Source organism: Actinomadura kijaniata NBRC 14229 (assembly GCF_001552175.1).
Taxonomy (GTDB): domain Bacteria; phylum Actinomycetota; class Actinomycetes; order Streptosporangiales; family Streptosporangiaceae; genus Spirillospora; species Spirillospora kijaniata.
The window spans coordinates 27,434-49,899 of sequence record NZ_BCQR01000084.1 but is presented as its reverse complement, the minus strand read 5'-3'; the positions used below and the strand labels follow the sequence as shown (position 1 = coordinate 49,899).

Sequence of the window (22,466 nt, the reverse complement as noted above, 5' to 3'; positions counted from 1 at the left end):
CCGGGCGCGGCGCGGGCACCTTCGGCGTCCGGGCCGCCGCGGACGGTCCGGCCTCGGGCACCGGCGGCGGCTCCGCCTCCCCGGCCCCGGCGGCGCCCAGCAGGCCCAGCACGACGTCGCGCTGGGCGGCGACCAGCTCGCGGCTGGTGCGCAGGTAGTCCAGGACCGCCTGCTCGGCGACGCCGCGCGGGTCCGGCGTCTCGGGCACGACCGTGCCGGCGGTGCCCGTGGCGGGCGGCGCGACCCGCCGGGCGGGGCGCAGTGCGTTGGCCGGGTACTCGCCGTCGGCGGTGCGGACGACGTGCCCGTTGACGATCCAGCCGGGCCGCCGCTCGGCGTCGGCGGCCGTCAGGACGCGCGCGTCGCGCCCGGCGAACAGCGGCAGCGCGTCCACCGCGACCCCGGCGGCGGCGAGCTCGGCGAACGCCGTCAGCAGCCGCTCCAGGCCGCGTTCGCCGGGGGCGTCGCAGGCCACGGCCGTGTGCGGCCGGTCGCCGAGGATCGCGCCGACGAGCCGGGTGAGGACCCGGCCCGGCCCGGCCTCCACGAACACCCGGGCCCCGGCCGCGTACATCGCCTCGACCTGCTCGACGAACCGGACCGGCGCGGCGACCTGCCCGGCGAGGGTCGCGGCCAGCTCGGCGGGGTCGGTGTCGTAGGGCGCGGCGGTGGTGTTGGACCATACCGGGAACGCCGGGGACCGCAGGTCGCGGGCGGCCAGCTCGGCGCGCAGCGGCGCGGCGGCCCCGGCGACCAGCGGGCTGTGGAACGCGCACGCGACCGGGATCCGCTCGGCCGACAGCCCCCGGCCCGACAGCGACCGCAGCGCGTTGGCCAGCCCGGACGCCGAACCGGAGATGACGACCTGGCGGGGCGCGTTGTGGTTGGCGATGACGACCTCGGAGATCCCCGACAGCGCGGCGCGCACCTCGTCCAGCGTGGCGGTGACGGCGGCCATCGCGCCGGGGTCGGCGACGGCGCCGTTGCGGGCGGCCGCCAGGATCGCCTCGGCGCGGGCGGCCGACAGCTCGATCAGGTCCTGCTCGCCGAACACCCCGGCGGCGCACAGCGCGACCAGCTCGCCGTAGCTGTGCCCGGCGGCCAGGTCGGGGCGGATGCCCAGCTCGGTGAGCAGCCGGTGCGCGGCGAGCCCGGCGATGCCGAGGGCGGGCTGCGCGACGCGGGTGTCGGTGAGCGCGGCGCGCCGGCGCTCGGTCTCGGCGGGGGTGAACGCGGCGGGCGGGAACATCGGCTCGGCGTACCGGCCCCCGGCCAGCCGCAGCAGCCGCTGCAACCGGGGGAACGCCACGAACAGGTCGGCGAGCATCCCCGGCCGCTGGCTGCCCTGCCCCGGGTACAGGAACGCGATCTGCCCGCTCTCCCGCGTCTCGTCGCGGACGAACACGCCCGGCGCGGACCGTCCCTCGCGGGCGGCGGCGAGCTTGCCCGCCAGGTCGTCGATGTCGGTGGCGACCAGCGCGAACCGCACCTCGCCGGTGCTCTCGGCGCAGGTGCGGGCCAGGTCGCGCAGCCGTGCCGCGCCGCGGGCGCGCAGCGCGTCCAGCCGGTCGATCTCGGCGCGGGCGGCGGCCGGGTCGGCGCCCCGGATCAGGAACAGCTCGGCGGGCCACTCGGCCAGCCCCGACACCGGCTCGGGCGCGCCGTCGTAGCCGCCGAGGACGGCGTGGAAGTTCGCGCCGCCGAACCCGAACCCGCTCAGCCCGGCGTACCGGCGGCCCGGCTCGACGGCCCAGGGCCGCGCGGCCCGGCCGAACACGAACGGGCTGGAGCCGGCGTCCCACGCCTGGTTCGGCCGGGTCAGGTGCAGCGTGCCCGGCAGCGTCCCGGTGTGCAGCGCGTACGCCGTCTTGATCAGCCCGGCGAGCCCGGCGGCGCACTTGGTGTGCCCGATCTGCGACTTGACCGACCCGAGCGTGACCGAGCCGGGCGCGGCCCCTGCCGCGGTGTAGGTCTCGGTGAGGACGGCCAGCTCGGTGCGGTCGCCGACCTCGGTGCCGGTGCCGTGCGCCTCGACCAGGCCGACCCGGGCCGGGGAGATCCCGGCGCGGGAGTAGGCGCGGTCCAGCGCCAGCCGCTGGCCCTCGGCGCGCGGGGCGGTCAGGCCGAGGGAGCGGCCGTCGCTGGACCCGGCGACCGACCTGATGACGGCGTAGACGCGGTCGCCGTCGCGTTCGGCGTCGGCCAGCCGCTTGAGCACCACGCACGCCACGCCCTCGCCGAGCGCGATCCCGTCGGCGTCGCTGTCGAAGGGGGCGCAGCGGCCCCGGGGCGACAGCGCCTGCACCGAGGAGAACAGCAGGTAGTCGTAGATGCCGTTGTGCACGTCCGCGCCGCCGCACAGCACCATGTCGCTGGTGCCGGTGACCAGTTCCTTGCAGGCGGCGTCGAGCGCGGCCAGCGACGCGGCGCAGGCGGCGTCCACGGTGTAGTTCGCGCCGCCGAGGTCGAGGCGGTTGGCGATGCGCCCGGCGATGACGTTGGTGAGCACGCCGGGGAAGGAGTCCTCGGTCAGCCGGGGGAGCTGCTCGTCCAGCCCCTCGGGGACCCGGCCGTAGTAGCCCGGCAGGAGCGCGCGGGCGCTGTAGGCGGCGCCCAGGTCCGTTCCGCCCTCGACACCGAAGAACACCGAGGTCCGCGAGCGGTCGAACGGCCGGTCCTCGTACCCGGCGTCCCGCAGCGCCCGCGCCGCGACCTCCAGCGCGAGCAGCTGCACCGGCTCGACGCTGGACAGGGAGTTGGGCGGGAGCCCGTAGGCGAGCGCGTCGAACGGGACGTCCGGCAGGAACCCGCCCCACTTGGACGGCGTCCGCTCCCCCGCGCCGTCGCGCGTGGCGGCCGGGTCGTAGTAGACCCCGGCGTCCCAGCGGTCGGCGGGGACCTCGGTGACGGCGTCCCGGCCCGCGACGATCGCGGCCCAGTACTCGTCGGCGTCGCGGGCGCCGGGGAACACGCAGTCCATCCCGACGATCGCGATGTCCAGCGGCGCGGCCTCCGCCGAGTACCGGGCGGCGGGCCCGTCGTCCCCGGCGGCCACGCCGAGCGCGGCGGCGCGGGCGGCCAGGAAGCAGGTCGCGCCGGTGGTGACCTGCTCGTGCAGGCCGGTGATGCTGGTGGTGGCCGACCGCAGCGCCGCGACCTGCCCGATCATGTACATGCCCTCGCGGTGCTGCTCCTCGGGCCCGACGGTCTCCAGCGCGTCCCCGGCCCCGTCGGCCCCGTCGGCCCCGCCAACCCCGTCGGCGCCGTCGGTCCCGGCGCGGCGCAGGCCCTTGCTGGCGACGCGCAGCCGCCCGAGGTTCAGCTCCTCCAGCCGGGCCCACATCTCCTGGCGCGGGGCGCCCGCCTCCTCCAGCTCGCGGCGGGTCCGCTCGAACGCCTCCACGTACGGGGTCCGCGCGCACCGGGTGGCGAGCCCCGGCGAGGTCTCCAGCAGCGCGGTCCCGTCGCACTCGACGGCGGCGCGCTGGAAGCCCGGCAGGATCGCGCCCGCCGCGACGGCCTCGTAGGTGAACAGGTAGGCGGTGCCCATCAGCACGCGGACGTCGGCGCCGCGCTCGGCCAGCGGCCCGGCCAGCGCCGCGACCATCGCGCCGGAGCGCTCGTCGTGGACGCCGCCCGCGAACAGCACCGACATCCCGGCGGCCGCCCCGGGGTGGGCGTCGGCGAAGTCCAGCAGCCGCTGGACCTGCGCCTCCCAGAGCGGGAAGCTGGCGCGCGGCCCGACGTGGCCGCCGCACTCCATGCCCTCGAACACGAACCGGCGCGCGCCCTCGGCCAGGAACCGCTCCAGCAGTCCCGGCGACGGCACGTGCAGGTAGGTGGCGATCCCGGCCTCCTCCAGCGGCGCGGCCTGCGACGGCCGCCCGCCCGCGATCAGCGCGTACGGCGGCCGCACCGCCAGCACCGCCGCCAGCTGCTCCTCGCGCAGCTCCGGCGGCGCGAACCCCAGCACGCCCACGCCCCACGGCCGGTCGCCGAGCCGGTCGGCGGTCTCGGTCAGCAGCTCGCGGACCTCCCGGCCGCCCATCAGCGCCAGCGCCAGGAACGGCAGCCCGCCCTCCTGCGCGACGGCGGCGGCGAACGCCGACCGGTCGCTGACCCGCGTCATCGGGCCCTGCACGACCGGGTAGTCCCGGCTGATGGCCGCGCCGGGCGGGTTGTCGCGCGGCGACAGCGGCTCGGCGCGCACGGCGGCGCGCAGGCTCGCGGCGATCTGCTCGCGGACCGCCTGCACGACGCCCCCGGCGGTCTTGTACCGGTCGGCGAGCGCGGCGGCCAGCGCCCCGTCCTGCCCGACCGGCAGCAGCCGCGACCGCAGCCCCGAGGCGCCCAGCCGGGCGGCGGCCGCGGCGGCGTCCAGACCGGCCAGCTCCGGCTCCGGCAGGTCGGGACGGGTGTAGACGCGGTACCGCAGGCCGTCGGCGTCCTCGACCACGCGGGTCTCGCCGCCGTCCATGGCGCGCAGCGCGGCGGCCACGTCGGCGGGCAGGTCCGTCTCCCGGACCAGCGCCAGCTGCGTGTCCAGCAGCACGCCCGCCGCGCCGCCGGCGACGGCCGCGGCGGCGGTGTGCGGGCCGATGCCGCCCGCCGCCACCACCGGCACGTCCACGCGCGGGTCCGACAGCAGGTGCTGGAGCAGCACGAACGTCGTCAGCTCCCCGACCCGGCCGCCCGCCTCGCAGCCCCGGGCGACCAGCCCGTGCAGGCCGGGCCCGCCGTGCGCGGCGGCGACGCGTTCGCCCGCCCGCAGCGCGGCGACGGCCTCGGCGGGGTCCACGACCTCCACCAGCAGGCGGCGGCCCCGCGCGAACGCGACGACGTCCGGGTACCGCTCGTCCGGCCCGGCCGTGCCGGAGGGCTCCCCGGACGGGTCGAGGGCGGCGGCGTCGACCAGGACGGTGTCCACGGCCGGGGGCAGCTCCTCCGGGCGCAGCGCGCACCCGGCGGCCACCCGGACCCCGAACGGGCCGTTCCACCAGCGCCCGACGTCGGCGAGCGCGGCGCGGGCGGACGCCGCGTCGGTGCCGAGGTCCAGCACGCCGAGGCCCCCGGCCCGGGCGACCGCGACCGTCAGGTGCGGGGCGGGCCGACCGAACGGCCCGACCCCGATGATCTCGGCGCGCGGGCGGCCTCGGAAACCCGCCCGGAGTGCGCCGTTCGCCGCGTCCGCGCCGCTGGCACGGACTGTGCCGTTCGCGACAGCCGTACGGCCCGACCCTGCCGTCATTGACCCTGCCCCCCGACGTCCCGCGCGGTGGTTGACCCGTTCCGCCGCGCGGCTCGAAACCCTGGCCCGCGCCCGCCGTACCCCCTTGGGGGACGGGTCCGGCGGGCGGCGGGCGAAACCCTGGAGCGCGGGCCGGGGCCCGCGACGCTGCGCAACACTACGGTCGGCGACTCTCCGACCACGGAGGCGACACACCAGGGAGCACGCTCATCGCGGGGGACTCCAGAGGCTTCCTGGAGGCTTCCTTGACCCGGACGGCGGCGGGCCTTGATCCACTCCAGGCGCCGGTGCCTATATCTCGGCGAGGACCTCGCGGCGCTGCGGGCGGATGCCGTGCCGGACGGTGCCCTCGTCCAGCCACGCGTCCAGGTGCCGCCAGGTCGTGCGCGTCGCCGACCGGCCGGTCAGCACCCCCAGGTGCCCGCCCGCCGCGACCTTGAAGCGCACCTCGGGGGCGTTCTCCAGCAGCCGGATGAGCGGCCGCACCGCCGCGACCGGGGCCACGCCGTCGCCCCGCCCCGCGATGGCCAGAACCGGCACCTTCACGTCCCGTAGCCGGATCCGCTCGCCGCCGACGTCGATGCCGTCCCCGGTCAGCGCGTTGTTCCGGAAAAGGTCGCGATAAATCTGCGCGACGGTGCGGCCGGGGTACGCCAGCATCGAGTTGGTGAAATTATCAACCGCCTCGATCTGCGCAAGGAACTCGGCGTTGTCAAGGTTGGTCAGCACCTTGTAAGGGCGCAGCAGGTATTTGTCCAGCCCGACGAGCTGGTAGGCGCGTTTGACCAGTGGCTGCGGCAGTCCCCCGAACACCGCGTTCACCACGTCGGCCTCCCTGCCCCCGGTGAGCCGGGCGATCGGCCGCAGCGGCGCGACCAGGCCGATCCGCCGCGTGTCGACCGGGGTGGCGATCGCGGCGACCGAGGCGATCGGCAGCCCCGGATCGGCCGCGGCCGCCAGCAGCGAGAAGATCCCGCCCAGGCACCAGCCGACCAGCTGGACCGGCTGTCCCCCGGCGTCCCGGCTGACCGCGCGGATCGCGCCGGGCAGCACCTCCCCCACCCACTCGGCGAAGCCCAGGTCACGGTCGGCGAACCCGATCGGCCCGTAGTCCAGCAGGTAGCTGCGCCGCCCGGCGGTCACCACGTGCTCGGCCAGGCTGCATCCCCGGCGCAGGTCGTAGCAGCGGGCCGGGGCCGCCAGCGGCGGCACGAACAGCACCGGCGGCCCGGCCGGGACGACGCCCTCGGGGGACCGGTAGCGGTAGACCGAACGCTTGGGCCCGTCGTCGACGAGCGAGGTCGGCATCGGGCGCAGGTCGGCGATGTGGCCGTACACCAGCAGGTGGGCGGCGTTGGACGCGGCGTCGCGCAGGTTGCGGGGGAAGAGAATCATTTCGTTATTATCCATCTCCATTCAGGGAACCGGTGAGTGCCGTATTGTCCAAAGCCGGTCTGGCTTGTACAAGACTTTCCCATGCCGGGCGGGTTGAGACCAATATCACAGCCCTGTGAAGTACGTGTTAAATAGCCGTCCGAACGCCGGTATGGCCGGGAATGGTCATCGCCCGGGATGACCGGGCGGTCGGGGTCGCGGGCCCGGCTCGCGCGCCGCCGGGGGCGTCGCGCATAATGGTGATTACAGCCAGTAGCAGCGGTGCTACCGGTCAGGCGGGCAGGTGGGCGTGATGGCGACCCTCAATCCGGCAGGCGCACCTCGGGGGGTGACCGTTCCGGTCACCCGCCGCCGGCTCCCACTACGCCGCCGCGCCCCCGACCCGGTCCGCCCCGCCGTCGCGCCGCTGCTGGCCGCGCACCGCGCCGCCTACCCCGGCGCCGACGAGGCCGCGCTGCTGCGCGGCTACGAGGTCGCCGAGCGCCTGCACCGGGACCAGCGCCGCAAGTCGGGCGCGCCCTACATCACCCATCCGCTCGCGGTCGCGATGATCCTGGCGGAGATGGGGATGGACACCACCACGCTGGTGGCGGCGCTGCTGCACGACACCGTCGAGGACACCCCCTACACGCTCGGCGAGGTCCGCTCCGACTTCGGCGAGCGGGTCGCGGTGCTGGTGGACGGGGTCACCAAGCTGGACGGGAAGCGGTGGGGCGAGCGCGCCGAGGCCGAGACGTTCCGCAAGATCCTGCTGGCGGCGGCGGACGATCTGCGCGTCCTGGTGATCAAGCTGGCGGACCGGCTGCACAACCTGCGCACCCTGGGCTTCCAGCCGCCGCACAAGCGCGCGCGCATCGCCAAGGCGTCGCACGAGCTGCTGGTGCCGTTCGCCGAGCGGCTGGGCATCCACGTGCTGAAGCGGGAGATGGACGACCTGGCGTTCGCCGCCGCCGACCCGGCCGCCCACGCCGCCACCGAGCGGGCCGTGACCCTGGCGCTGCGCGGGGCGCCGGCCGCGTTCGCCCCCGCGCGGCGGCTCGTCCGCGCCTCGCTGGCCGAGCACGGGGTCACCGGGCGCGTCGAGATCCGCCCCTCGCACCTGTACGCGGTGCACCGGGCCCTGGACGGGGACGTGACCGGGCTGCGCCCCTGCGAGGCGGCGCGGCTGCTGCTGGTGGTGGACGGCGCCGAGCAGGAGTGCTACGTCGCGCTCGGCGCGGTCCACGCGGCGATGCACCCGATCCCCGGCCAGGTCCGCGACTTCATTGCGCTGCCGAAGTACAACATGTACCGGTCGCTGCACACCCGCGTGATCACCCCGGACGGCGACCCGATCGAGGTCATCATCCGCAGCCGGGACATGCATCCGGTCGCCGAGTACGGGATCGTCGCGCACATCCGGTCCGCGCCCGACGAGGCGACCAGCACCGTGGCCGGGCGGCGCGACCTGGTGTGGCTGAGCCGCCTGCTGGCCTGGCAGTCGGGCGTCCCGTCGGCGGAGTTCCTGGACGGCCTGCGCGCCGACCTGGCGGAGGGCAGCGTCGCGGTGTTCACCCCGACCGGCGAGGTGATCACGCTGCCGGACGGGGCGACCGCGCTGGACTTCGCCTACGCGCTGGGCGCCGCCACCGGCGGCCACTGCATCGGCGCCCTGGTCAACGGGCGGCTGGTCCCGCTGTCGGCGGAGCTGCGCAGCGGGAACGTGGTGGAGGTCCTCACCGACCCCGAGGGCGTCCCCTCCGAGGAGTGGCTGTCGTTCGCGGTGACCGCCCCCGCGCGCGTCCACGTCCAGCGGTGGCTGGCCCGGCGCCGCGCCGAGGAGGCGGCCGAGACCGGCCGCGGCCGCCTGGTCCGCGCCCTGGCGGGCCGGGTCGACCTGCTGTCGGCCGAGGCGCACGGCGACTCCCTGGCGGTGGCCCGCGCCCTGGGCTACGCCGACGTCGACCAGCTGTACGCCGCGGTCGGCTCGGGCGCGCTCGACCTGGCCGACCTGCTGCCCCGCTTCACGCGTTCCTGATCTTGTGCGGCAGGATGGTCCGCGGAAACGACGAGGCAGGGGGGCCTGATGTCCGATCCGCTTCTGGACGAGGTGCGCTGGGACGGGACCACGCTGCGGCTGCGGGGCACGCTGCCCGGACCCGCCACGGACGCCGGGCTGGTCCTGCGCGAACGCGACGGCGACCGCGTCCACGAGCTGCCCGCCGAGGTCCGGGACGCCGGGTTCGCCGCGGCCGTCGCGGCCGACGCCCTCCCCCGGGGCCTGTGGGACGTGTCCCTGCGCACCGGCTCCGCCACCGCGCCGCTCGCCTACCACCCCGGTCTGGACAGCATGCCGCGGCGCCGGTTCCTGCCGGACTCGACCATGGTGATCGCCTACTTCGCCCTCCGGGGCGGCGGGCTGGCGCTGGACGTCGGCGGCGCGCCCCATCCCGCCGGGTCGACCACGGCCGACGCGCTCGCCTGGAACGCCGACGACGAGGAGCTGGTCGTGCGCGGCCACCTCGCCGTGCCCGCCGCCGAGACGCCGGTCTCGGCGACGCTGGTGCTGCACGAGCGCGGGGGCGCGACCTACGAGGTGATCGCGATGCTGGAGGCGGGCCCGGACCGGCTGGACTACACCGCGGCGGTCCCGCTGACCCGCGCGTTCGTCGACGACCCGCTGCCCCGCGGCACCTGGGCGGCCCACCTGGTCCTGGGTTTCGCCGGGATGCACCGCGACCTGCTGGTCTTCGCCCCCGCCGACCCGGTGGAGCTGCACGTCCGCCGCCGCCTGGTCCCGGTCCGGGTCAGCACGGCCCGCGCGCCCGAGCCCCTGACGATCAGCGTGGGCCGTTAGGGGAACCCGTCCCGCGCGGCGCGCGCCACGGCGGCCAGCAGCGCGACGACGCCGGATCCGCCGACCGCGTTGATCCCCGAGGTGAGCAGCACGGCGTCGAGCGGCGCGTGCAGCGTGAGCGGCAGCAGCGTCAGCAGCACGACGACGATCCCGCCGATCCAGCAGAACGCCCGCACCGGGCGCGCCGCCGTGGTCAGCAGCACGTGCAGCAGCGCGGTGGCCTGCAGGGTGGCCGCGGTCGCGCACACCCCGTAGGCGAACCCCGCCGCCCCGGGCCCGGCCTCCGCGGTGAGGAAGGCGGGGAAGGGCAGCTCGGCGGTGCCCCGCGCGATCACCGCCACGAGGGCGGCCAGCCCTCCGGCCCCCGCCGCCGTGAGCAGTCCCCCGCCCCACACCCGGCGGAGGTCCGCCGCCGGGTCGTCGGCGGCGGCCTCGTGCAGGGCGATGAACCGTTCGGCGCAGAGGTCGCGCCGCGCGGCCGAGCGGCACCGGAACGACCGCCCGTAACGGGGTCCCAGGCTGCGCTCGCGCCGGGGCTCGGCGGACCCACCGTCGAAGAACGGCTCGAACGGAGTCTCGGCCATGTCCCCTCCCCGATGCGATGCAGGGTTGCTACCCGGCGACGTTCCCGGGGACGCGCGCGCTCGCAACACTTTGCGGTGATTTGGCGACCCTCCGGAATTAAGAGATTCCGTAATTACGGATTTCCGGATACAGTGCCGCCATGAGGCGCTTCCTCGCCGCGGCCCTGGCCACCGTTCTGGCCACCGGCTGCGCAGCCCACCAGCAGACCGTGCACGCCGCCGACACCACCGGCCCCGCCGGCGCGACCGAGGACTTCGGCACCGCCGAGGACGTCCTCCGCCACCTGACGGCGCACCCCGGGGACACATCCCTGGTCACCTACCGTCCGGGCCGCCCGCCGGAAGTCGCCCACCGGGGCGGCGCCCCGGCGCCCGTGGCCTCCGCGATCAAGATCGTCCATCTGGCGGCCTACGCGACGGCGGTCGCCCGCGGCCGCCTGGACCCCGCCGAACGCGTCAGCCTCCGCGCCTGGGAGGCGTACTACATCCCGGGCACCGACGGCGGCGCGCACCCGCGGGCGGTGAAGGAGCTCGGCATCGGGCGCACCGCCACCCTCGGTCAGCTGGTCACCGCGATGATCGAGTACAGCGACAACGCGGCCACCGACTACCTGCGCCACCGCCTGGGCGAGCGGGCCCTGCTCAGGGCGGCGGCCCTCGGCGGCAGGCCGCCGGCCGCGATCCCCTCCCTGGGCGGGCAGATGCTGCTGGCCTTCGGCCCCTGCGGCAACGGCGAGTTCGACTCCCTGGACGGCATCCGGAGGCTGGCGGCCCTCCCCGCCCGGGAACGCCGTGCCCGTGCCGAGCGCTGCATGCGCGACTACACCGTCCACCGGCGGCCCCCGACCACGCTGCCCGGGATCGACGTGCAGGCGGCCTGGACCGAGACGACCGAGCCGATCGCCCCGGCGACCCTGGCCGGTCTCATGGGCCGCATCGCGACGGGAAGGCTGGTCTCCGCCAAGGCGTCGGCCGTGGCCCGCCGCCACCTGGAGTGGCCGACGCGCCGGGGCCCGCTGAACGACCGGATCGTCCGCATGGGGGCCAAGGGCGGCTCGCTCCCCGGCGTCCTCGCCGAGGCGGTCTACACCGTCGCCGCGGACGGGACGGTCCGCGTCACGGTCCTCAGCATGCGGCGCATGCCACCCGCGCTCTGGTTCGAGGCGTTGCGGAGTTACGCTCACCAGCAGTTCGTCATCAAACTGTCGGACACCCCGGGCTACCCGGAGCGGGTCCGCACGGCCCTGACCCGACGAAAGGCACCATCCTGAGCACCGAGGAACGGCTGACCGCCCTGGAGGCCCGCGTCGCGGAGCTGGAACGACGCCTCCAGGGCTCTCCCCCGCCCGCGCCCGCCGAGCCGGACGAGTCGGGCCACGTCACCTACGGCGGCGAGGCCCGCCTGGGCGGCTACGAGTGGGCCTGGCAGGTGTCCCGCTCCCCCGCCGCCCTGCTGGAGACCCCGTCGGCCCCGCTGGCGGCGGTCCTCCAGGCGGCGGGCCAGCCCGCCCGCCTGGAACTGCTGCGCCTGCTGCTGGCGGGCCCCCGCACGGTGACGGACCTGCAGGCCGAGCTGAACCTGGGCTCGACCGGGCAGCTCTACCACCACCTGAAGGCCCTGGCGGCCGCGGGCCTGGTGGAGCAGTCCGAACGGGCCACCTACCGGATGCCGCCGCGCGTCGTCTTCCCCGTCCTGGCCCTGCTGGCGGCCTCGTTCGACATCACCGCGGGCACCGGCTCCTGAGGACACCGGCACCCGGGAACGCGCCGCGGCCCGGCCCCCGGGCGGGGGACCGGGCCGCGGCGCATGCCCTCGGCGGGCCGGATCAGACCTGGCCGGCCTTCTCCAGGGCCTCGCAGCAGGTGTTCACCAGCAGGCGGGTGACGTTGTAGGGGTCGATGTTGGCGTTCGGGCGGCGGTCCTCGATGTAGCCCTTCTTGTCCACCTGGACCTGCCACGGGATGCGCACCGACGCGCCGCGGTCGGAGACGCCGTAGCTGTAGACGTTCCACGGGGCGGTCTCGTGCTGGCCGGTCAGGCGCTCCTGGATGCCCGCGCCGTAGCCCGCGATGTGCTCCTCGACCTTGCCCTCGGCGCCGAGCGCGTCGCAGGCGGTGAGGATGGCGTCGTAGCCCTCGCGCATGGCCTTGGTGGAGAAGTTGGTGTGCGCGCCGGCGCCGTTCCAGTCGCCCTTGGCGGGCTTGGGGTCGAGGGTGGCGGCGACGTCGTACTCCTCGGCGATGCGGTAGAGCAGCCAGCGCGCGACCCACAGGTGGTCGGCGACCTCGATCGGGCCGGCCGGGCCGATCTGGAACTCCCACTGGCCGGGCATGACCTCGGCGTTGATGCCGGAGACCTTGATCCCGGCCTCCAGGCAGGCGTCCAGGTGACGCTCGACGATCTCACGGCCGAAGACCTCGTCGGCGCCCACGCCGCAGTAGTACGGGCCCTGCGGGGCGGGGAAACCGGTCTCGGGGAAGCCGAGCGGGCGGCCGGCCTGGAAGAAGGTGTACTCCTGCTCGATGCCGAACCAGGCGTCGTGGGCGGCGTACTTCTCGGCCACCGGGCGCAGCTTGGCGCGGTTGTTGGTGGGGTGCGGGTTGCCGTCCACGAGGTACACCTCGCACAGCACCAGCTTGTTCTCGCCGCCGCGCAGCGGGTCCGGTACGACGAAGACCGGCTTGAGCACGCAGTCGGAGTTGTCACCGGGGGCCTGGTTGGTGCTGGAGCCGTCGAAGCCCCAGTCGGGCAGCTCGGCGCCGTCGGCGAGGATCCTGGTCTTGGAGCGGAGCCGCGCGGTGGGCTCGGTGCCGTCGACCCAGATGTATTCGGCCTTGTAGCTCATCGTCGACTCCTTAGTCTTCCCGCGGCCGGTCCGTCGTCTCGGCCGTGATGAGAGTGGCAATACGGCATTTCGGACCTGTTGCCCATTTGTGAACGGCACGTTAAACGGACCCTGACCAGGCCGAACGTCGATGAGAAGCCGGTCACACTCCCACTTTTCGGACCTCCGGCGGGGTCAGAGCGGGTCGAGCGGGACCGCCGCGTACTCCCGGCGCAGCGCGTCGAGCACGGGATGGTCGGCGGGGAACGCCCGCCCGTCCACGGCGGTGATCGCCCGCACCCCCACGGCCGCGTTGGTGGCGAACGCGGCCTCCATCCCGGCGAGGTCGGCGACCCCCGCCGGCCGGACACTCCCTCGCAGCAGCCGCATCGTCACCCCGGGCAGCACCTCGGCGTCGGGCCACACGACCTCCCGCCCGTCGAAGAAGCCGACGTTCCAGGTGGTCCCCTCGGTGACGGACGCGCCGGCGTCCACGAACAGCGCGTCGTCGAACCCCTCGGCCTGCGCGACCCTCCGCCGCCGCACGGCCCCGAACAGCCCCACGTGCTTGACCGCGGGCAGGTCCCGCGAGTACCGGACGGTCCCGACCCTCATCCCCGGCACCGGCCGCTCCCCGGCGGCCCGCGCGGTGACGAGCACGCGGGGCTCGCCGTTGCTCACGGGCCGCCCGATGTCCAGCCCGGGGTCGAAGAGGGTGGCCCGGACGACGACGGGCGCGCCGGCTCCGGCGACGGCCCGCCGCGCGAGGCGCCGCACCCGCTCGACGTCCGGCTCGACGCCGAACAGCGTCCGGCAGTCGCGCGTGAGCCGGTCCAGGTGGAGCGCGAGCCCGCGCACGCCCCCGCCCTCGACCCGCATCGTGGTGAAGTGCCCGTAGTTGACCAGCGCCAACGCCGCGAGCTGCTCGACCCCGACCGGTTCCCCATCCAGTTCCGCCATACCCGACAGTCTGGCGCGCGTCCCGGGCGCCCGGCCCGCGGGACTCACCGGCCGGGGGCGTGCAGCGCCTTTTCTCCCCGGCCGCGAGGGCGGCGGCCCATTCGGGCGGGCGGCCCCGCCACCCGAGCCCGACAAGATCACCTCTGGTCCGGTCCGGCGGGTCTCCAGGATCGCGTCGAGGTCCCCCTCCCATTCGCGCGCACCCCTCTCGGATATGAGGGATTCCGCGAACCTTCCGGCGGGCGGGCACAGCACGAGCAGCATCCGGCTGGCGGTCGGCATCACCTCCAGCGTCCGCGCACGCCAGCTCCCCAGCACGGGGTGGCGCGAACGGTCGCGCAGCGACCGCGCGCCGAGGACCGTCTCCCATGCCGGGCGGGCGTCCGACACCCGGATCCGGGCGAGGTCGTCCGCCGTGAAGTGAATGCTGAGCACATGATCCCCCGCGCGGAGCGTCACCGACCGACAGCGTTCGCATCGGTGAACGAAAGCTCATCAAGAGCAGTTCTCGTGTCTCTCGACAGAGAGGATCACATAGACATTTCTAAATATCGTCTTGGCCATCTTCACCGGGGTGCACGTTTGCCCGAGGACAATGACCGGCCAGCCAGAAAGGGGTACCAGGACACGCCGGGTTCCCGTTCTCCCTTTCCCTTGGCCCCCTGCGACAGCCGAAGTTGTTCAAGATTCCTCTACCATTCCCGGGCCCACCGGGCGGGCGGTGTCGGAGTCGTCCGCTAGGTTGCGGCGGCATGACAGCTCCCCCCGTCCTGGACGAACTCGCGGCGAGGATCGCCGCCGCCGCGCCCCCCGGCTGGGAACGCGCGCACCTGCGCTGGCACGTCCGCGACGACGGCGCCGTTCACGGCGAACCCGCCTTCACGCTCACCGGCGGCGAGAGCCGCCGCGTCGCGCTCGACCTGTCAGACCGGGCCCTGGACGTCGTCAGGATCGTGGGCCGCAGGCCGGTCCGTTTGGTGCTCGACGTGGAGGCGACGGGCCGGTTCGAGGCGACCGTCGGCGAGCCCGTCGAGCACGAGCGGCCGACCCTCTACGTCTGCGACGAGGACTTCGTTCCGCCCAACCGGGGCGACGAGCAGGACGTCCCGGCGTCCGCCGCGCCGGCCGGCGATCCGCGGGAGGCGGTGCGGCTCCTGCGCGAGCTCATGCGGCGGCGCGCGGAGATCCTCGGCCACGAGGAACGGCTGCCGCCGCCCGCCGACGACGCGGAGCTGGACGACCTGGAGGACAGGCTCGGTGTCGCCCTGCCCGCCGACCTGCGCGCCCTCTACCGCGTCGCCGACGGCGACGACACCCTCGTCACCCCGCTGTTCGACCGGAAGCCCTGGATCCGCGCCGAGGAGGTGGGCGAGGAGGACGACGAGTGGGCCGACCGGGAATGGGAGCACGAGCCGCAACGCGCGCCCGTGCTCGACGCCGTTCCCGCGCACACCGTGCGGCGCTCACTCCTGCGGCCCGGGTGGATCCGGTTCGCGCACGACACCGGTGGCAACTGGCTCGCCGTGGACATGGACCCCGCCGCCGGCGGGCGTCCCGGACAGGTCATCAAGATCGGCGTCGACTTCCGGAAAGCGCCCCTGTACGTCGCCGACTCGGTCACCACGTTCCTGCGGCGGCTCGTGGAGGCGCTGGAGCGGGGGGACCACACGCACCGTGGCGACGACCTCAGGAGCAAGCCCGATCTGCCCTCCCAGAGGAGGGTGGAGGACGCGCGCACCCTGTACACCGACGCGCGGAGCATCGACGCGTCCGAGGTCCGCCCCCGCGTCCAGGACCTCCGGGTGACCGGTGTGGAGGACCTCGGCTTCCTCAAGGCGCTGCCCAACGTACGCAGGGCGGTCCTCTCCGGTCCCGGCCGCCCTGACCTGGCCCCGCTGCGCGCCCTGCCGGTCGAGGTCCTGGAACTCGCACTGGAGTCGGTCGATCTGGCGCCGTTGGCCGACCACGCCGAGCTGCGTTCCCTGACGGTCGCGTCCGGGACCCCCGTCGACCTGGCCCCGCTGCGCACCGCTCCCCGCCTGTGGGCGCTGGACGTCTCGTCCGCGACCGTCGATCTCGCCACGATCGCCGACCTGTCCGGGCTCCGCCACCTGGTGGTGACCCGCGACCAGTGGCGCGAGCTGTGGCACCGCGACGACCTGCCGCCCCTGGCCGTCGTCGGCGTCCGGCCGGAGCCGCCCCGAGGGGAGTGGCCGCCCCGCACCGGCTGGACGTCCGTGACGGGCTGCCCTCCCCTCCGCCGCACCGGCGAGTGGTCGCCACTGGACGGCCGGACCGGATGACCGGCCCGGTCCGGGCGTGCCGCGGGGTCAGCCGCGCAGGGCCGCCCGGACCGTGCGGGCGATCGCCTCGTCGATCCGGCCGTCGGGGGCGCCGCCCACCCCGATGCCCGCGATCGGGAAGCCGCGGCGCTTGACCGGAACGCCGCCGGGCAGCGTCAGGGTGCCGGGTAGCTGCCTGATGGTGACGTTGCCGACGAGCCGACTGGTGGGCTGGCCGAACGCCACGGCGGTGTAGGCCTTGCGCTTGGCCGACTCGTAGGTCTGCGGCCCCGCCTGGCGGGTGCGCACGACCAGCCGGACCGTTCCGGACCGCTCCATGATGACCATCGTCACCCGCTGCCGCTGCCGCGCCGCCGCCCTGACGAACGCCGTGGTGGCGCGGGCGAGCGACGCGTTGGACAGCACCCGGTCGTACGGGGCCCGGGCGGTCCGGGCGGCCTGCCGGGTGTGGGCGGCGGCGTTCCCCGCCGTGAGCACGGGCCCCACCGTGACGGCGCACAGCACGGCGGCCGCGCCGGCCGTGAATCTGGGCAGCATCGATTCCCCCTGGAATATCGAGAATGGGCGTGATCGGCCCGTGCCGTTTTTCCCCACATCCCGGGGCATCCGACCCGCCGGGCGACGAACCTGGAACAACCTTGATCACGGCATTGCCCTCGCCCGGCACTCGGAAGGCGTGCGCCGGCCGACGGCGCTCCAACCGGATTCCAACCCGTCCCCAACCACGTGCGGGGAGGCTCGGGTCACGTCGAACGGTCCGGTCCGGACGCTCTCCCTCCCGGAAAGAAGACTCCACTCGTAAGGAAGGTCGCATGAGCCTTTTGAGAAAGATCCTGGTGGCGACCGTCGCCTCCGGCGCGCTGGTGCTCGCCACCCCCGGCGCGGGCACCGCCGCCCAGGCGCGGAAGCCGGCCGCCCCCGCGATCGCGCAGGCGGCGCCTGCCGCCGCCCCGACACCGGCCTCCGTGGCGACCGAGGTCAAGGCGAAGAAGCTGCGCAAGCTCTACAGCTACACCTTCACCGCGGGCCACTGCTTTCCTTCCACCTTCAAATGCATCACGTACACGGTCGCCAAAAAGCACCCGTCCAAGGCGATGAAGAAGCTGAAGAGCTGCTTCAACTGCACCTTCCCGGTTTCAGGAGCGCCGAGGAAGTACCCCAAGAGGGACCAGAAGCTGCCGCTCAAGGCCTGCTGGTTCAAGAAGGTGTGCAACGCCCCGGTCAAGTTCTACCCCCGGGGAAAGTACGGCTGGTACTTCGTCGCGCAGAAGGGTCACTTCGACGGCAAGGGCTCCACGGTCTACTTCCGCTGGTACCAGGACAGGAAGAAGGTCCTGCGCCTGCACGTCTACGCCTACGTGGCCAACCCGTCCGTCCCGGACTGGGCGAACAGGACCGGCGCCCACAGCACATGGGAGAAGTTCGCCTCGAACATGGCCAAGGCCCTGACCTAGCCCGAGCCACGGTCGGCGAGGCGCCCGGGGACCGGGCCTTCCGGCCAGGGCCTGGAGAGGCGGTAGGCCCCCGACGGGGAACCGGCGGGGGCCTACCGCGATTCCCCGCGTGGTCGGCGTCCGGCGGTGCCGTTCTCCCCGTCCTCGTGGCCGGGCTCGTCCCGGGCGTTCAGCAGCGCCTCCACGCGGGCCCGCGCGTGCTGCACCGCCTCGGCGAGATCGCCCTGGAGGCCGCGGACGCCGTCGGGTCCGAAGCGGGGGACGAGACCGATGTCCAGGCCCAGCGCCCGGCCGAGCAGGCGGATCCAGCCGCGGATCTCCGAACGGTCGGCGGGGAGCTCGTAGGAGGGGACGGAGCAGAGCGCGCGGGCGAGGACGTCGACGCGGAAGGAGAGGAGGGCGGCGTCGAAGGGCGGGTCGCCGGAGCCGGCCGGGACGAGGTCGGGGACGCGGTCGAGCGCCCGGTCGACGGCGCGGAGGCGGGCGCGGGCGCGGGCGGCGGCGCGGACCCGGGGGCGGATGAGGCCGACGGCGCGGGTGCGCTCGCGCAGGGCCCGGTCGATGGCGCGGTCGGCGGAGGCGAGACGGCGGGCGACGTCGGCGAGGATCGCCGCCAGTTCGTGGAGCTCGGCGCGGTGTCCGGTGGGCGCGGCGTTCAGCGGTACCTCCTCGGCACGGTCCCCTCGGTCGATGGTGCCACGGCCCGTGGACGAACGAGGGTCCCGCGAGCCGTCGGCTCGCGGGACCCTCGGCATCCGGCCCTCAGGACCTAGACGGCCTTGCTCCTGGCGTCGTCGAACAGCACCTTGCCGTCGACCCAGTACGAGGCGTACGAGACGTCGTCGGTGTCGCCACCTCCCTGGTACCCGCCCAGCACGCCGAAGATGACCTCGTAGCCGGGGTGGCCCTGCTCGGGGAACTGCCCGACCAGGGCCGTGCCGCTGACGCCCTCGGCGTAGCCCTTGCACGGGAAGGTGTAGTAGTAGCTCCCCTTCTCACCGTTCTCGGAGATGTAGACCAGGCGGCTCCGGGTGAAGCACTCCAGAGGGGTGGTGAGGTTCTTGGGGTATCCGGTGACGTGGGTGGGGATCTCCGGGCAGCTGTCGCCCGAGCAGGCGCCGCGCCACGACAGGTCGGTGATCTTCGCGCGGCCCCACGGCACCACGTCCCCGACGTACTTGCCGTTCCGCGGTTGCAGGGAGATGAACGCGTAGTCGAAGTCGGGGTTGTTGTTCAGCTTGCCCCACCGCTGGTCGTAGTAGATCGTCTTGATCTTCCACGAGCCGTAGGGGGTGGCGCCGTTGTCGTACTGCGGGGCGAAGGTCCACTGGTTGAAGATGACGCCGCCCTGCTGGATGCAGTGGGCCGCCGTCGCGATCAGGTTGCGGTGGACGATCGTGGCCGTGCAGCGCTTCTTGATGCCCAGGAAGCTGAAGAACATCGCGCCCACGGCGGGGTCGGTGGCGGCGGCGGTCGCGGGCGCCGTCCGTCCGGCCCCGGAGCGGTCGGCCCGCCCGGGGGCGACCGCGGGCGCGTCGAGCGGCTGGGCCTGCCGCATCTCCTTCCCGGTCCAGATCCTGGTCCTCTTCGTGGCGTCGATGGTCTCCGCGCCCCGGTAGCCGCCCTTGCCGGGGGCCGCGTGGTAGGCCAGGCCCGCCACGACCGGGGACGCGCCGCCCCGGCCGAGGGTCAGCACGACGGTGGTGCCCTCGACGCCGAACGAGGCGGGGACCCTCCCGCCCCTGGCGCTCCTGGCCCAGGGCGCGTCGATGTGACCGACGGGCGTCCCCTCCCGCATGACGTCGAGGCTGCCGTCGGCGTTCCGCGTGAGCCGGGCGCCCTGCGGGACCGTCAGCGGGAACCGGAACGTCCCCGGCCCCTTGGCCTCGACCAGGCCTCGCACGGTCCCGTCGGTCGTGGTCTGCACCGCCGACCGGAACCCGGATCCGGGGTAGACGACCGTCCCCTTCGCGCTGACGGTGGGACGGCCGCCGCCCGGCAGGCCCAGCACCACCGAGCCCGAGCCGCTGTCGGCGACGGCCACCCCGCGCCGGGCGTCCCGGGGGATCCGCACCGTCGTCGTCGTGCCCCACGCCTTGTCACGCGTCGTGACCGCCCCGACCTCGTCCGCGCCGCCGCCGGAGGGCCGCACGACCCCCTTGGTCCCCGTCGCGGCCTCGATGACCTGCGCCGACGGCTCGGCGGCGTACGCGGGCGCGGGCAGCAGGACCGCGGTCATCGCCAGCCCGCAGGCCAGCCCGAGAGATGAGCGCATGCGCACCGTCTTCCTCTTGGTTCACAAGACAAGATCACATTAGGCGCTCCGGCACCGTCCAAGGGCGGTCTCCACAGGTTTCGGGTGATCTTCCACTCCCGGTCCGGAGCCGGACACTTCCGGCTAGGTTGGGCGCCGGTGATCCGTTCCGCCCGAGAGGAGCCCCGGCGCCTTGGCCTCCATCCGCCACGAGATCGTGATCGACGCGTCCCCCGAGCACGTCTGGGACGTGCTGCGCGACGTCGGCGCCGTGCACGAGCGGCTGCTGCCCGGCCGTGTCGCCGACACCCGGATCGAGGGCGACCAGCGGTTCCTGACCTTTCCCGACGGGCACGTGATCCGCGAGCTGATCCTCGACGTCGACGACGAGGCGCGCCGCCTGGCCTACGCGGTGGTCGAGGGCGCGCGGCCACCGGTCGAGCGCCACCACGCCACGTTCGAGGTCCGCCCGGAGGGCGCGCGGGCGGGGCGCCTGATCTGGACCACCGACGTGCTGCCCCACGCGCTCGCCTCCGAGATCCGGATCCGCGTCGAACGCGGCGCGGTGGAGATGAAGCGGGCGATCGAGGCCGCGGCGCGGGACTGACCGCCCGGTCAGGAGGCGGTGAACGCCGAGGCGTGCTCGGCGGCCCACCGGGCGAAGGTGCGGGCCGGGCGGCCGGTGACGCGTTCGACGGTGTCGACGACCGTCCAGCCGACCGGCGGGGTGTTCTTGAAGGTCTCGACGAACCAGGCGATCGTCTCCTCGTCGTGGCCCTCCGCGCGCCACCGGGCCACGGCCTCGTCCTCGCTCAGCTCGACGAGGCGGATCTCGCGGCCCCGGGCGGCGGCGACGGCCGCGACCTGGTCGCGGACGGTCAGGGCCTGCGGGCCGGTGACCACGTACTCCTCGCCCGCGTGGCCGGGGGTGGTGAGGGCCGTCGCGGCGACCGCGCCGATGTCGGCCTCGTGGACCATGGCGCTGTGGCGGTCGACGAACGCCGCGCGCACGGTGTCCTCGGCGCGGACGGACTCGGCCCAGTCCAGCGCGTTGGCCATGAACTCGACCGGCGCCACCACGGTCCACTCCAGGTCGCTCGCGCGGACCGCGTCCTGGAGCGGGGTGGGGCCGCCGCCGTTGAGGACGGTGACCCGGCGCACGCCCGCCCCGCGGGCCAGCTCGACGATCTCCGGGCCGGTCTCCAGCGGCTCGTAGCCGCCGCCGAAGGTGATCAGGTGGAGCCCGGCGACGCCGTCGAGGGCGGGCGCCAGGCTCGCGGGGTCGGTCAGGTCGCCCCGGACGGCCTCGACGCCCTCGGGAAGGGAGGCGTTCGCGGGGTCGCGGGTCAGCGCGCGGACGGCCTGGCCGCGTTCGAGGAGCTCACGGACGATCTGACGGCCGACGGTCCCGGTGGCGCCGGTCACGAGGAAGGTGTCGCTGGTGTTGGTCATGCGGGGAAGGTAACCGGGCGTTAGGACGCTTCATGTCCTAAGCGCGGGACCCTCCGGCCGGGGAATGAGAGCGGTATGGGTCGGCTGCCCGGGGATCCGGGAGTGGGGGGAAGGGTGCGTTACGCGCTCGGCTTCCGGTTGCCGCCGGAGAACCGGGAGTGGGTGCGGCACGACCTCACCGACGCCGGATGGCGCGGGCGGATCCTGCTCCGGCACCTGGGGCTGATGGCGCCGGTCTGCGCGGCGTTCGCGGCGCTGCCCGCCGAAGGGTGGGCGCGCGTGGCGGTCGCGCTGCTGGTGCTGGTGGCGAGCACGCTGACGGTGGTGATCAGCGCCGATGACCTGCGGCGGGCGCGGCTGCGGCAGCACGGGCTCGAACCGCCCGGCTGAGCGGCTACCGCGCCGCGGGGTGAACGGTCCGGGCCCCGACCAGGTCGGCGTAGAGCGGGGAGTCCCGGAGGAGTTCCCCGTGGGTGCCCAGCCGGGGGCGGGTCCCGTCCATCACCAGGACACGGTCGGCGCGCCGAGCCGAGCCGGTGCGCGATGACGACCAGGGTGCCGGGCCGGCCCCGGAAGGCGTGCTCCACGCGGGCCTCGGCGGCGGGGTCGAGGTGGCAGGTCGCCTCGTCCAGCACCACGATCCGCGCGGGGCTGAGCCGGACGCGGGCGAGCGCGACGAGCTGCCGCTCCCCCGGCGTCAGGCCCAGCGCGGCGGCGTCGGGATCGGCCTCGGCGGCGTCCGGGCGCAGGTAGGCGAGGTTCTCGGCGAGCGTGCCGCCGAAGACGTACGCCTCCTGCGGGATGATCGCGACGGACCGGCGCCTCCAGGCGGGATCGGTCTCGGCGAGCGGCACGCCGCCGACGTCGGCTCGAACATCGCCGGTAGTCCGGATCGGCCCACAGCTCGCGGTGCGGGCGGAGCGCGCGCACCCGGCCGGAGTCCAGCCACAGGACCAGGTCGGCGCGCGCCGCGGTCCCGGCGCGGTGCGCGACCACCAGCCGGGTACGGGTCGCGGAGTCTCCGCGGGCGCGGCCGCCGCCCGCGCCTCGGTCACCGAGGCGAGGCTGGAGGTCGCGTCGTCGAGGATGGGCGCGGAACCCGTCCGCTCGCTGGACCTGCTCCAGGAGCTCGCCGGCCCGTCCCCGAACTGAACG

At 74.9% G+C, this 22,466-nt stretch carries 18 protein-coding genes; 9 read left to right on the top strand and 9 right to left on the bottom strand.

Annotation, left to right across the window (positions count from 1 at the left end; translation table 11 throughout):
- Nucleotides 1-5,248: type I polyketide synthase (locus AKI01S_RS25860; RefSeq protein WP_157420139.1), on the bottom strand; the 5,248-nt coding region annotated here is incomplete at its 3' end.
- A 291-nt stretch (nt 5,249-5,539) separates the two neighbouring features.
- Nucleotides 5,540-6,643 carry an alpha/beta hydrolase gene (locus tag AKI01S_RS25855; RefSeq protein WP_067823305.1) on the bottom strand — a complete coding sequence of 368 codons (1,104 nt, stop codon included), beginning with the start codon at nt 6,641-6,643 and terminating at the stop codon, nt 5,540-5,542.
- A gap of 328 nt (nt 6,644-6,971) precedes the next feature.
- Between AKI01S_RS25855 and AKI01S_RS25850 the strand changes: the two genes are divergently transcribed.
- Complete coding sequence (locus AKI01S_RS25850) at nt 6,972-8,660, top strand: RelA/SpoT family protein (protein ID WP_245681775.1); 1,689 nt, start codon at nt 6,972-6,974, stop codon at nt 8,658-8,660.
- 48 nt (nt 8,661-8,708) lie between these two features.
- On the top strand, nt 8,709-9,479 hold the full coding sequence (locus tag AKI01S_RS25845; protein WP_067823296.1) for a hypothetical protein: 771 nt from the start codon (nt 8,709-8,711) through the stop codon (nt 9,477-9,479).
- Here AKI01S_RS25845 and AKI01S_RS25840 read toward each other — a convergent pair.
- Entirely contained in the window at nt 9,476-10,063 is a 588-nt protein-coding gene (locus AKI01S_RS25840; RefSeq protein WP_067823293.1) for a DUF6069 family protein, read from the bottom strand. The genes AKI01S_RS25845 and AKI01S_RS25840 overlap by 4 nt on opposite strands.
- Before the next feature lie 140 nt (nt 10,064-10,203).
- Between AKI01S_RS25840 and AKI01S_RS25835 the strand changes: the two genes are divergently transcribed.
- Together AKI01S_RS25835 and AKI01S_RS25830 are read left to right on the top strand one after the other, a co-directional pair.
- Entirely contained in the window at nt 10,204-11,334 is a 1,131-nt protein-coding gene (locus tag AKI01S_RS25835) for a serine hydrolase (RefSeq protein ID WP_067823291.1), read from the top strand.
- 158 nt (nt 11,335-11,492) lie between these two features.
- Nucleotides 11,493-11,807 carry a helix-turn-helix domain-containing protein gene (locus AKI01S_RS25830; protein ID WP_218009803.1) on the top strand — a complete coding sequence of 105 codons (315 nt, stop codon included), beginning with the start codon at nt 11,493-11,495 and terminating at the stop codon, nt 11,805-11,807.
- Nucleotides 11,808-11,889: 82 nt separating this feature from the next.
- On the opposite strand, the gene glnII is transcribed toward AKI01S_RS25830, so the two are convergent.
- Nucleotides 11,890-12,909 carry a glutamine synthetase GlnII gene (gene glnII, locus AKI01S_RS25825; RefSeq protein WP_067823288.1) on the bottom strand — a complete coding sequence of 340 codons (1,020 nt, stop codon included), beginning with the start codon at nt 12,907-12,909 and terminating at the stop codon, nt 11,890-11,892.
- A 174-nt stretch (nt 12,910-13,083) separates the two neighbouring features.
- Complete coding sequence (locus AKI01S_RS25820; RefSeq protein ID WP_067823285.1) at nt 13,084-13,848, bottom strand: aminotransferase class IV; 765 nt, start codon at nt 13,846-13,848, stop codon at nt 13,084-13,086.
- 752 nt (nt 13,849-14,600) lie between these two features.
- On the opposite strand from AKI01S_RS25820, the gene AKI01S_RS25810 reads away from it, so the two are divergent.
- Nucleotides 14,601-16,151: an SMI1/KNR4 family protein gene (locus AKI01S_RS25810; protein WP_067823281.1), complete on the top strand. Its 1,551-nt coding sequence runs from the start codon at nt 14,601-14,603 to the stop codon at nt 16,149-16,151.
- Nucleotides 16,152-16,178: 27 nt separating this feature from the next.
- Here the strand turns inward: AKI01S_RS25810 and AKI01S_RS25805 are convergent, their stop codons facing one another.
- Nucleotides 16,179-16,688, bottom strand: coding sequence for a heme-binding protein (locus AKI01S_RS25805; protein ID WP_067823278.1), 510 nt, complete (start codon nt 16,686-16,688; stop codon nt 16,179-16,181).
- Between the two features lie 275 nt (nt 16,689-16,963).
- Between AKI01S_RS25805 and AKI01S_RS52900 the strand changes: the two genes are divergently transcribed.
- The gene (locus AKI01S_RS52900) at nt 16,964-17,605 is read left to right on the top strand and encodes a hypothetical protein (protein ID WP_218009802.1); all 642 of its coding nucleotides are present in this window, start codon (nt 16,964-16,966) and stop codon (nt 17,603-17,605) included.
- Nucleotides 17,606-17,697: 92 nt separating this feature from the next.
- On the opposite strand, the gene AKI01S_RS25795 is transcribed toward AKI01S_RS52900, so the two are convergent.
- Complete coding sequence (locus tag AKI01S_RS25795; protein ID WP_067823273.1) at nt 17,698-18,360, bottom strand: hypothetical protein; 663 nt, start codon at nt 18,358-18,360, stop codon at nt 17,698-17,700.
- A 14-nt stretch (nt 18,361-18,374) separates the two neighbouring features.
- Nucleotides 18,375-19,880, bottom strand: a complete 1,506-nt coding sequence (locus AKI01S_RS25790) for a trypsin-like serine peptidase (protein WP_067823269.1) — start codon at nt 19,878-19,880, stop codon at nt 18,375-18,377.
- 172 nt (nt 19,881-20,052) lie between these two features.
- Between AKI01S_RS25790 and AKI01S_RS25785 the strand changes: the two genes are divergently transcribed.
- Nucleotides 20,053-20,466 carry an SRPBCC family protein gene (locus AKI01S_RS25785; RefSeq protein WP_067823266.1) on the top strand — a complete coding sequence of 138 codons (414 nt, stop codon included), beginning with the start codon at nt 20,053-20,055 and terminating at the stop codon, nt 20,464-20,466.
- 8 nt (nt 20,467-20,474) lie between these two features.
- Here AKI01S_RS25785 and AKI01S_RS25780 read toward each other — a convergent pair whose 3' ends face one another.
- A complete protein-coding gene (locus tag AKI01S_RS25780; protein WP_067823263.1) occupies nt 20,475-21,311 on the bottom strand; it encodes an NAD(P)H-binding protein in 837 nt (278 codons plus the stop codon).
- A 114-nt stretch (nt 21,312-21,425) separates the two neighbouring features.
- Between AKI01S_RS25780 and AKI01S_RS25775 the strand changes: the two genes are divergently transcribed.
- Nucleotides 21,426-21,701 (top strand): DUF5313 family protein, encoded by a 276-nt coding sequence (locus tag AKI01S_RS25775; RefSeq protein ID WP_067823260.1) that lies wholly within the window; start codon nt 21,426-21,428, stop codon nt 21,699-21,701.
- Between the two features lie 381 nt (nt 21,702-22,082).
- The gene (locus AKI01S_RS52530; protein ID WP_174567417.1) at nt 22,083-22,463 is read left to right on the top strand and encodes a hypothetical protein; all 381 of its coding nucleotides are present in this window, start codon (nt 22,083-22,085) and stop codon (nt 22,461-22,463) included.
- Nucleotides 22,464-22,466 lie beyond the last annotated feature (3 nt).

What these genes read in the sequence shown, in the direction of transcription:
- glnII (WP_067823288.1), bottom strand. Translation starts at nt 12,909, where the DNA reads ATGAGCTACAAGGCCGAATACATCTGGGTCGACGGCACCGAGCCCACC.
- AKI01S_RS25780 (WP_067823263.1), bottom strand. Translation starts at nt 21,311, where the DNA reads ATGACCAACACCAGCGACACCTTCCTCGTGACCGGCGCCACCGGGACC.
- AKI01S_RS25790 (WP_067823269.1), bottom strand. Translation starts at nt 19,880, where the DNA reads ATGCGCTCATCTCTCGGGCTGGCCTGCGGGCTGGCGATGACCGCGGTC.
- AKI01S_RS25855 (WP_067823305.1), bottom strand. Translation starts at nt 6,643, where the DNA reads ATGATTCTCTTCCCCCGCAACCTGCGCGACGCCGCGTCCAACGCCGCC.
- AKI01S_RS25795 (WP_067823273.1), bottom strand. Translation starts at nt 18,360, where the DNA reads ATGCCGAGGGTCCCGCGAGCCGACGGCTCGCGGGACCCTCGTTCGTCC.
- AKI01S_RS52900 (WP_218009802.1), top strand. Translation starts at nt 16,964, where the DNA reads ATGAGCCTTTTGAGAAAGATCCTGGTGGCGACCGTCGCCTCCGGCGCG.
- AKI01S_RS25835 (WP_067823291.1), top strand. Translation starts at nt 10,204, where the DNA reads ATGAGGCGCTTCCTCGCCGCGGCCCTGGCCACCGTTCTGGCCACCGGC.
- AKI01S_RS25810 (WP_067823281.1), top strand. Translation starts at nt 14,601, where the DNA reads ATGACAGCTCCCCCCGTCCTGGACGAACTCGCGGCGAGGATCGCCGCC.
- AKI01S_RS25840 (WP_067823293.1), bottom strand. Translation starts at nt 10,063, where the DNA reads ATGGCCGAGACTCCGTTCGAGCCGTTCTTCGACGGTGGGTCCGCCGAG.
- AKI01S_RS25805 (WP_067823278.1), bottom strand. Translation starts at nt 16,688, where the DNA reads ATGCTGCCCAGATTCACGGCCGGCGCGGCCGCCGTGCTGTGCGCCGTC.
- AKI01S_RS25820 (WP_067823285.1), bottom strand. Translation starts at nt 13,848, where the DNA reads ATGGCGGAACTGGATGGGGAACCGGTCGGGGTCGAGCAGCTCGCGGCG.
- AKI01S_RS25845 (WP_067823296.1), top strand. Translation starts at nt 8,709, where the DNA reads ATGTCCGATCCGCTTCTGGACGAGGTGCGCTGGGACGGGACCACGCTG.